The 7,341-nt window shown below is 67.8% G+C and carries 5 protein-coding genes and 1 pseudogene; 3 read left to right on the top strand and 3 right to left on the bottom strand.

Going from position 1 to position 7,341, the window contains the following annotated elements; all coding sequences use genetic code 11:
• Positions 1–34: 34 nt before the first annotated feature.
• Positions 35–1,429 (top strand): annotated as a pseudogene (locus tag ACIPIA_RS07325) (DHA2 family efflux MFS transporter permease subunit); the annotation flags it as partial.
• Between the two features lie 81 nt (positions 1,430–1,510).
• On the opposite strand, the gene ACIPIA_RS07320 reads toward ACIPIA_RS07325, so the two are convergent.
• Together ACIPIA_RS07320 and ACIPIA_RS07315 are read right to left on the bottom strand one after the other, a co-directional pair.
• On the bottom strand, positions 1,511–2,251 hold the full coding sequence (locus tag ACIPIA_RS07320) for an RlmE family RNA methyltransferase (protein WP_400508097.1): 741 nt from the start codon (positions 2,249–2,251) through the stop codon (positions 1,511–1,513).
• Between the two features lie 10 nt (positions 2,252–2,261).
• Entirely contained in the window at positions 2,262–3,380 is a 1,119-nt protein-coding gene (locus ACIPIA_RS07315) for a Ppx/GppA phosphatase family protein (RefSeq protein ID WP_400508095.1), read from the bottom strand.
• A gap of 260 nt (positions 3,381–3,640) precedes the next feature.
• Between ACIPIA_RS07315 and glpK the strand changes: the two genes are divergently transcribed.
• A complete protein-coding gene (gene glpK / locus ACIPIA_RS07310; protein WP_400508093.1) occupies positions 3,641–5,143 on the top strand; it encodes a glycerol kinase GlpK in 1,503 nt (500 codons plus the stop codon).
• Positions 5,144–5,161: 18 nt separating this feature from the next.
• Here the strand turns inward: glpK and ACIPIA_RS07305 are convergent, their stop codons facing one another.
• The gene (locus ACIPIA_RS07305) at positions 5,162–6,040 is read right to left on the bottom strand and encodes a LysR substrate-binding domain-containing protein (protein ID WP_400508092.1); all 879 of its coding nucleotides are present in this window, start codon (positions 6,038–6,040) and stop codon (positions 5,162–5,164) included.
• A gap of 105 nt (positions 6,041–6,145) precedes the next feature.
• On the opposite strand from ACIPIA_RS07305, the gene ACIPIA_RS07300 reads away from it, so the two are divergent.
• A complete protein-coding gene (locus tag ACIPIA_RS07300) occupies positions 6,146–7,291 on the top strand; it encodes a 2-aminoethylphosphonate--pyruvate transaminase (RefSeq protein WP_400508090.1) in 1,146 nt (381 codons plus the stop codon).
• Positions 7,292–7,341 lie beyond the last annotated feature (50 nt).

Here is a 7,341-nt window from a genome sequence, read left to right as displayed (position 1 = left end):
GCTCGCGCCGCCGCGGGCACGGAAGGTCAAAGCCTTGCAGCGCGCCAAACTTCTGCCTCTCATCGTCGCCTGCGCGCTGTTCATGGAGAACACCGACTCCACGGTCATCGCGACGTCGCTGCCGGTCATCGCGCAATCGCTGGGTGAGGACCCGATCGCGCTGAAGCTCGCGCTGACCTCCTATCTCGTCAGCCTCGCCGTCTTCATCCCGATCTCCGGCTGGATGGCAGACCGCTTCGGGGCGCGCACGATCTTCCGCTCGGCACTCTGCGTCTTCATGCTGGGCTCGATCCTCTGCGCCATGTCGAACTCGCTCGGCGCCTTCGTCGGGGCGCGCTTCGTACAGGGCATGGGCGGCGCGATGATGGTGCCCGTCGGCCGCCTCGTGATCCTCCGCAGCGTCAGCAAGTCCGAGATCGTCGGAGCACTGGCCTATCTGACGATTCCTGCGCTGGTCGGGCCGGTGGTAGGGCCGCCGCTCGGCGGCTTCATCACTACCTATTTCGACTGGCGCTGGATCTTCTTCATCAACATCCCGATCGGGATCGTCGGAATCGTGCTCTCGAGCTTGTTCTTCGAGGATATTCGCGAAGACGACGTGGCGCCCCTCGACGTGAAGGGCTTTCTCCTGTCCTCATTCGGCTTCGCGAGCCTGATGCTCGGCCTGGCCACGGGCGGGCGGCACCTCGTTCCGCTCTTCGTGTCCTATGGCTGCATGCTGCTCGGCGCGGCCGCGCTGGTCACCTACTGGTTCCATGCGCGGCGCGTGCCTTACCCCGTGCTCAACCTCGCGCTGTTCCGGAACCCGACCTTCCGCATCGGCGTCATCGGCGGCTCTGTCTTCCGCACCGGCATCGGCGCGATCCCGTTTCTCCTGCCGCTGATGCTGCAGCTTGGATTCGGGCTCGACCCGCTGCATTCGGGGCTGATCACCTTCGTTTCGGCCGCAGGCGCGCTGATCATGAAGACGCTGGCAAAAACCATTCTGGCGCGCTTCGGCTTCCGTCGCGTGCTCACGGTCAATGCCCTGATCGGAGCCGCGTTCCTGGCAGCTTCAGGCCTCTTCACCCCGACGACGCCCTACGCGATCATGCTCTCGGTGCTGCTGGTCGGCGGCTGCTTCCGCTCGCTGCAGTTCACCGGCATCAATGCGTTGAGCTATGCCGACGTCTCCAACCGGGACATGTCGAGCGCGACCAGCCTGTCGAGCGTGGCCCAGCAGCTCTCGCTCAGCATCGGCGTCACGATCGGCGCCTTCGCGCTGGAGAGCGTGAACGCCTTCCATGGCGGAAAGGCGCTGGCCGCCGGAGATTTCTGGCCGGCCTTCGCGCTGGTCGGGCTGGTGTCGGCCTCTTCCGCTCTCTGGATGATGCGGCTTGCGCCCGATGCCGGGGCCGAGGTCTCTGGCCATGTTCCGGTGAGCGCGCGCAAGGTCACGGCCGAGGCGCTCGCCGACCAGAAGCCGCTGGAGGAGGGAGCGCTTCGGCCCGTCCGGCTGCCGGCAGCCCGGTCAGGCGTCGACCGTCTCCTCCGGCTGCTTCCGACGATAGCCGGTCGCCAGGACATAAAGTTCGGACGAATCGGCGCGGCTTGCCGCCGGCTTGACGTTGCGCACCGTCGTGAAGTCCCGCTTCAGCCCGGTCAGGAGTTCGGCGCTGTCGCCGCCCTGGAAGAGCTTGGCGAGGAAGAAGCCGCCGGGCGCCAGCACGCTGTGGGCGAACTCCACTGCAGCCTCCGCCAGCGCGATGATCTTGAGGTGGTCGGTCTTCTTGTGGCCGGTAGTGTTGGCCGCCATGTCCGACATCACGCCGTCGGCCTGGCCGCCGAGGCGCTCGGTCAGGAGGGCAGGTGCCTCCTCGGCCATGAAGTCCAACTGAATCAGGTCGACGCCGGGAATCGGGTCGACCGGCAGCAGGTCGATGCCGATGATGCGGCCCTTGCCCTGTTCGAGCCCGATGCGCGTCGCCGCGACCTGGCACCAGCCGCCCGGCGCGCAGCCGAGATCGACGAGGCGCTGGCCCGGCTTCAGGAACTTGTAGCGATCGTCCATCTCCACGAGCTTGAACGCGGCGCGGGAGCGATAGCCCATCTCCTTGGCGCGCTTCACATAGGGATCGTTGAGCTGGCGCTCGAGCCAGAGCTGCGAGGAATGCTTGAGTTTGCCGGCCTTCTTCACCTTGACGCGCAGGTCGCGCGCACCTGCGGAGGCCTTACCGCCGCCGGCCTTTCCCCCCGATTTTCCGGTGCTCATAGTCCTGAACCTATTTCCGCCGCCACCAGGCGCGGTCCTCGTGCATCATGCGCAGCAGGATGCCCTCCCGCAGCCCTCGATCGGCGATCCGGACACGCTCGCTGGGAAACGCGCGATGGATCGCCTCGAAGATCGCGCAGCCGGCCAGCACCAGATCCGCGCGTTCGCGGCCGATGCAGGCATTGGCCGCGCGGGCGGCATAGTCCATATCGATCAGCCGGTCGATGACGGCGGATACATCGCGCTGATGCATCCACAGCCCGTCGACCTCGCGTCGGTCATAGCGCGGCAGGTCGAGATGGATGCCGGCGACGGTGGTAACCGTGCCCGAGGTCCCCAGCAGATGGAAGCCCCGGGTGTCGCGGGCGCCGGCTGCCTTTTTGGCAAATGGCTCAAGGGCCTGCGTGCAATCCCGAACCATCTGCTCGAAGAGCTCGCGGCTGACCTCGATGCCGCCATAGCGTTCAGCGACGGTGACCACGCCGATCGGCAGCGAGGCCCATTCGCGGATGCGCGCGGCCGGGTCACGTGCCTCGCTGCGCCCGCCGAGCCAGACGATCTCGGTCGAGCCGCCGCCGATGTCGAAGACGATGACGCTCTCGGCCGCCGGGTCGGTCAATGCCGCGCAACCCGAGACTGCGAGCGCCGCCTCGGTCCGCTGGTCGATGATCTCGAGAGAGAGCTCGGCCTCGGCCGCGACCCGGCGAATGAAGTCGAGCCCGTTGCTGGCCGCGCGACAGGCCTCGGTAGTGACGAGGCGGGCTCGCGTGACGCCACGATTCGCCATCTTGCCGCGGCAGATCTTCAGCGCCTCGACGGCCCGGTCCATGGCTGCGTCGGCAAGCCGGCTGCTGGCCGCGAGCCCTTCGCCGAGGCGCACGATGCGGGAGAACGCATCGACGACCCGGAAGCCGTGCTGGGCCGGGCGCGCGATCAGGAGGCGGCAGTTGTTGGTCCCGAGGTCGAGCGCGGCGTAGGTCGCGGCAGGGCGCTGCGGAGCCGGCGAGCGGGCGAAGCCGTTGCCCCCCGCGCCAACGGCGGCTGCGCCGGCCCGGTGCGGATCGGCGTTGCGCCTGTGCGGCGGCGCCACATGCGTGGCGTCCCGTTGCTGCCGGTCCTCGACCGCCACCGTTCCAGTCCCTCGGCCTGCCCGGCCTGTCGACCGGAACAGGGGCTGCGATGCAGCACAATCTGTTGCTTCACGGTGAGCTAACTACAGCCCAAGCCGTGTGCCAAGCAGAACCTTGCCGACCAATCGAACCTTGCGAGATAGAACCTTGCACAGCGGGGTTTTGCCCGCGTCATGGTCGGCCTTGCATGCCGGTGGCGTGATCGGCCAGTGTCCGCGGGCCGGCGCGCCGGCGAAAACAGACAGGGCAGGGATTCGCCATGGCCGCCAGACATATCCTCGCCATCGACCAGGGCACGACGTCGTCGCGCGCCATCCTGTTCGATGCAGCGCTCGCGGTCGTTGCCTCGGCCCAGCAGGAGTTTCCGCAGCATTTCCCGGCGTCTGGTTGGGTCGAGCACGAGCCGGAAGACATCTGGGACAGCGTGCTGGCGACGGCGCGGGAGGCGATCGCCAAGGCCGGCCTGAGCGCACGCGAGATTGCCGGCATCGGAATTACCAACCAGCGCGAGACGACGCTGATCTGGGACCGGCGGACGGGCAGGGCGATCCACCGCGCCATCGTCTGGCAGGACCGCCGCACGGCACAGGCCTGCGCCGATCTCGCCGCCGCCGGGCATGAGGGGCTCGTGGCGGAGCGGACGGGCCTGCGCATCGACCCCTATTTCTCCGCGACCAAGATCGCCTGGCTGCTCGACAATGTACCCGGCGCCCGGCGGCGTGCGGAGGCGGGCGAGCTCGCTTTCGGCACGATCGATTCCTTCCTGCTCTGGCGGCTGACCGGCGGGGCCGTGCACGCGACCGACGCCACCAACGCAGCGCGCACCATGCTGTTCGACATTGGCCGGGGCATCTGGGATCCCGAACTGCTCGGCCTGTTCGACATCCCGGAGGAGATCCTGCCGGAGGTGCGCGATTGCGCCGTGCATTTCGGCGATACGGCGCCGGAGCTCTTCGGCGCCCCGATCGCGGTGCGCGGCATGGCCGGAGACCAGCAGGCAGCGACGATCGGGCAGGCGTGCTTCACGCCGGGCATGGTCAAGTCGACCTATGGTACCGGCTGCTTCGCCCTGCTCAACACCGGTGACAAGCCGGTCCGCTCGAAGCACCGCCTGCTCAGCACCGTGGCCTATCAGCTCGACGGCAAGCGCACATTTGCCCTGGAGGGCTCGATCTTCATCGCCGGTGCCGCGGTGCAATGGCTGCGGGACGGGCTCGGCATCATCGAGAAGGCCAGCGATACCGGCCCCCTGGCCGAGGCCGCCGACCCCGAGCAGGACGTCTATCTGGTGCCCGCCTTCGTCGGCCTCGGAGCCCCACACTGGGATGCGCATGCACGTGGGGCGATGTTCGGCCTGACCCGCAATTCCGGTCCGCGCGAGTTCGCGCGCGCCACGCTGGAAAGCGTCTGCTACCAGACGCTCGACCTGATCGAGGCGATGCATGCCGACTGGCCCGAGGCCGGGCAGGGCGGGCGCTCGGTGCTCAGGGTCGATGGCGGCATGGTCGCCTCCGACTGGACCATGCAGCGCCTCGCCGACATCCTCGACCTGCCCGTCGACCGGCCGACCGTGCTGGAGACGACGGCCCTGGGCGCGGCCTATCTCGCCGGGCTTGATGCCGGGCTGCTGCCCGAGCCGGGGCGCTTCGCCGATCAATGGCGGCTGGAGCGGCGCTTCTCGCCCGCGATGGCGGCGACCCAGCGTGCCCACAAGGTCAAGGGCTGGCACGACGCCGTCAGGCGCACGCTCAGCGGCGCGTGAGCGCAGCCGGCCGGTTGCTCACCCCTCGTCGGCGATGACCTGAACCGCGTCGAAGAAGCTGCGCACCAGCGGCAGGCGGCGGCGTTCGGCGCGGCAGGCGGCATATTCGCCGACCTCGAAATTGGCGCCGGTGATGAGGAGCCGCTTGAGCTCCGGTACCGGCCGGAACTCGGCGTCGAAAGTGACGCCGAGCCCGAAGCCTGCCGCCACCGCCTCGCGCACGGCCTCGCGGGACTGCACTTCGAGGAGGTTCGCCGGCTTCACCCCGGCTGCTGCCAGCCGCTCCTCGAATACCTCGCGCGTGATCGAGCCACGCTCGCGCAGGACGATGTCCTGCCCGGCAAATGCCTCGATCGGCAGGCTGTCATGGCGAGCCAGCTCATGGCCGCTTCCGACGAAGGCGACGAGATTGTCCGAGCGCAGCTTGATGCTGTGGATGCGCGGATCGGAGTTCGGCCGGGCCGTGATCGCGACATCGGCCGCGAAGTCCATGATCTGGTCGACGACCTCGGATGAATTGCCGATCGTCAGCGAGAAGGTCAGCCCCGGATAGCGCTCACGCATGCGGGACAGCGCCGCCATGACATGGGTCGCGCTGTCGGCGGCGATCCGGAGATGGCCGCGCTGGAGAGTGCGCGTGCCGGCGAGCAGGGACTGCGCCTCGTCCTGGGCGGTGAAGAGCCGGGCGGTGATGACGAACAGGCTCTGCCCGAGCGGCGTCAGCCGGACCTGGCGGCCGGCACGGTCGAAGAGGCGCACGCCATAGGCATCCTCCAGCGCACGGACCTGCGCCGAAAGCGTCGGCTGGCTGACGTTGCGCGCCTTCGCCGCACCCGTGAAGCTCTCTGCCTCGGCGACGGCATGAAAGGCGGCAAGGCCCGAATAGCTGACTGGCATCGCTATAGATCCTATCTATAGGAGCGATGGAAACGATGTATTGGAACTATGTCAACTCGCATCCTAGCGTCAGGCCATCCGCTGCAACGACATTGCGAGAGCGACATGGCCCAAGCCCGCCGTCCTGCCTCTTCCGAGACCGGAGATCCCCTTCTGCTGACGCCCGGCCCGCTGACCACCAGCAAGGCCATCAAGGAAGCGATGGTGCATGACTGGGGTTCGCGCGACGCGACCTTCGTCGGCATCAACAAGGCGGTTCTGGAAGAGCTGCCGAAGATCATCCATGGCGGCGACGACTTCGTCACCGTGCCGATGCAGGGCTCCGGCACCTTTGCCGTCGAGGCGATGCTGACGACCTTCGTGCCGCGGGACGGCAAGATCCTGGTCCTGATCAACGGCGCTTATGGCCAGCGCGCCAGGCGCATCGTCGAGATCGCCGGCCGCGCTGTCGTGGTCCACGAGACCGCCGAGGACACTCCGCCCGATCTCGCCGAGATCGACCGCATGCTGGTGGCCGATGCCGGCATCACCCACGTCTTTACCGTCCATTGCGAGACGACCAGCGGCATCCGCAACCCGATCGAGGCGATCGCGACGCTGGTCAAGCGTCATGGCCGCCGCCTGCTGATCGACTCGATGAGCGCTTTCGGCGCCCTGCCTCTGGACAGCCGCGAGGTCTATTTCGATGCGGTTGCGGCTTCGTCCAACAAATGCATCCAGGGCGTACCCGGCCTCGGCTTCGTCATCGCCCGCAAGAGCGCACTCGCCGAGACCAAGGGCAACGCCACGACGCTGGTTCTCGACCTGCACGACCAGAATGCCGGCTTCGAGCGCACCGGGCAGTACCGCTTCACCCCGCCGATCCATGTCATCGTCGCCTTCCACGCGGCTTTGCAGGAATTCTGGGCCGAGGGCGGCGTGGCCGGGCGCGGCGAGCGCTATGCCGAAAACGCGCGCATCCTGATCGAAGGCATGGAAGGGCTCGGCTTCCGCACACTGCTGCCGGCGGCCCGCCAGGCGCCGATCATCGTGACCTTCCACATGCCGGAGGACAAGAACTTCGTCTTCCAGCGCTTCTACGACGCGCTGAAGGATGCCGGCTACGTCATCTATCCCGGCAAGCTGACGGTCGCGGACAGCTTCCGGATCGGCTGCATCGGCGCGCTCGGGGCGCAGGACATGCGCGCCTTCGTCGCCACCGTGTCGGATGTCCTTGATGAGATGGGCGTCGGCCTGAAGTCGGCCGCGTGAGGAGCCCTGAGATGACAATGCACACGAAGATCGGCGCGGATGTGGTTGTA

Origin of the sequence: Allobosea sp. CER48 (assembly GCF_044752385.1) — a bacterium.
Taxonomy (GTDB): Bacteria; Pseudomonadota; Alphaproteobacteria; order Rhizobiales; family Beijerinckiaceae; genus Allobosea.
Note: the sequence above shows the minus strand (reverse complement) of the source record. Positions and strands in the feature narration are given on the sequence as shown.

Coding starts and splice junctions, on each gene's coding strand:
- ACIPIA_RS07320 (WP_400508097.1), bottom strand. CDS start 2,251: ATGAGCACCGGAAAATCGGGGGGAAAGGCCGGCGGCGGTAAGGCCTCC.
- glpK (WP_400508093.1), top strand. CDS start 3,641: ATGGCCGCCAGACATATCCTCGCCATCGACCAGGGCACGACGTCGTCG.
- ACIPIA_RS07305 (WP_400508092.1), bottom strand. CDS start 6,040: ATGCCAGTCAGCTATTCGGGCCTTGCCGCCTTTCATGCCGTCGCCGAG.
- ACIPIA_RS07300 (WP_400508090.1), top strand. CDS start 6,146: ATGGCCCAAGCCCGCCGTCCTGCCTCTTCCGAGACCGGAGATCCCCTT.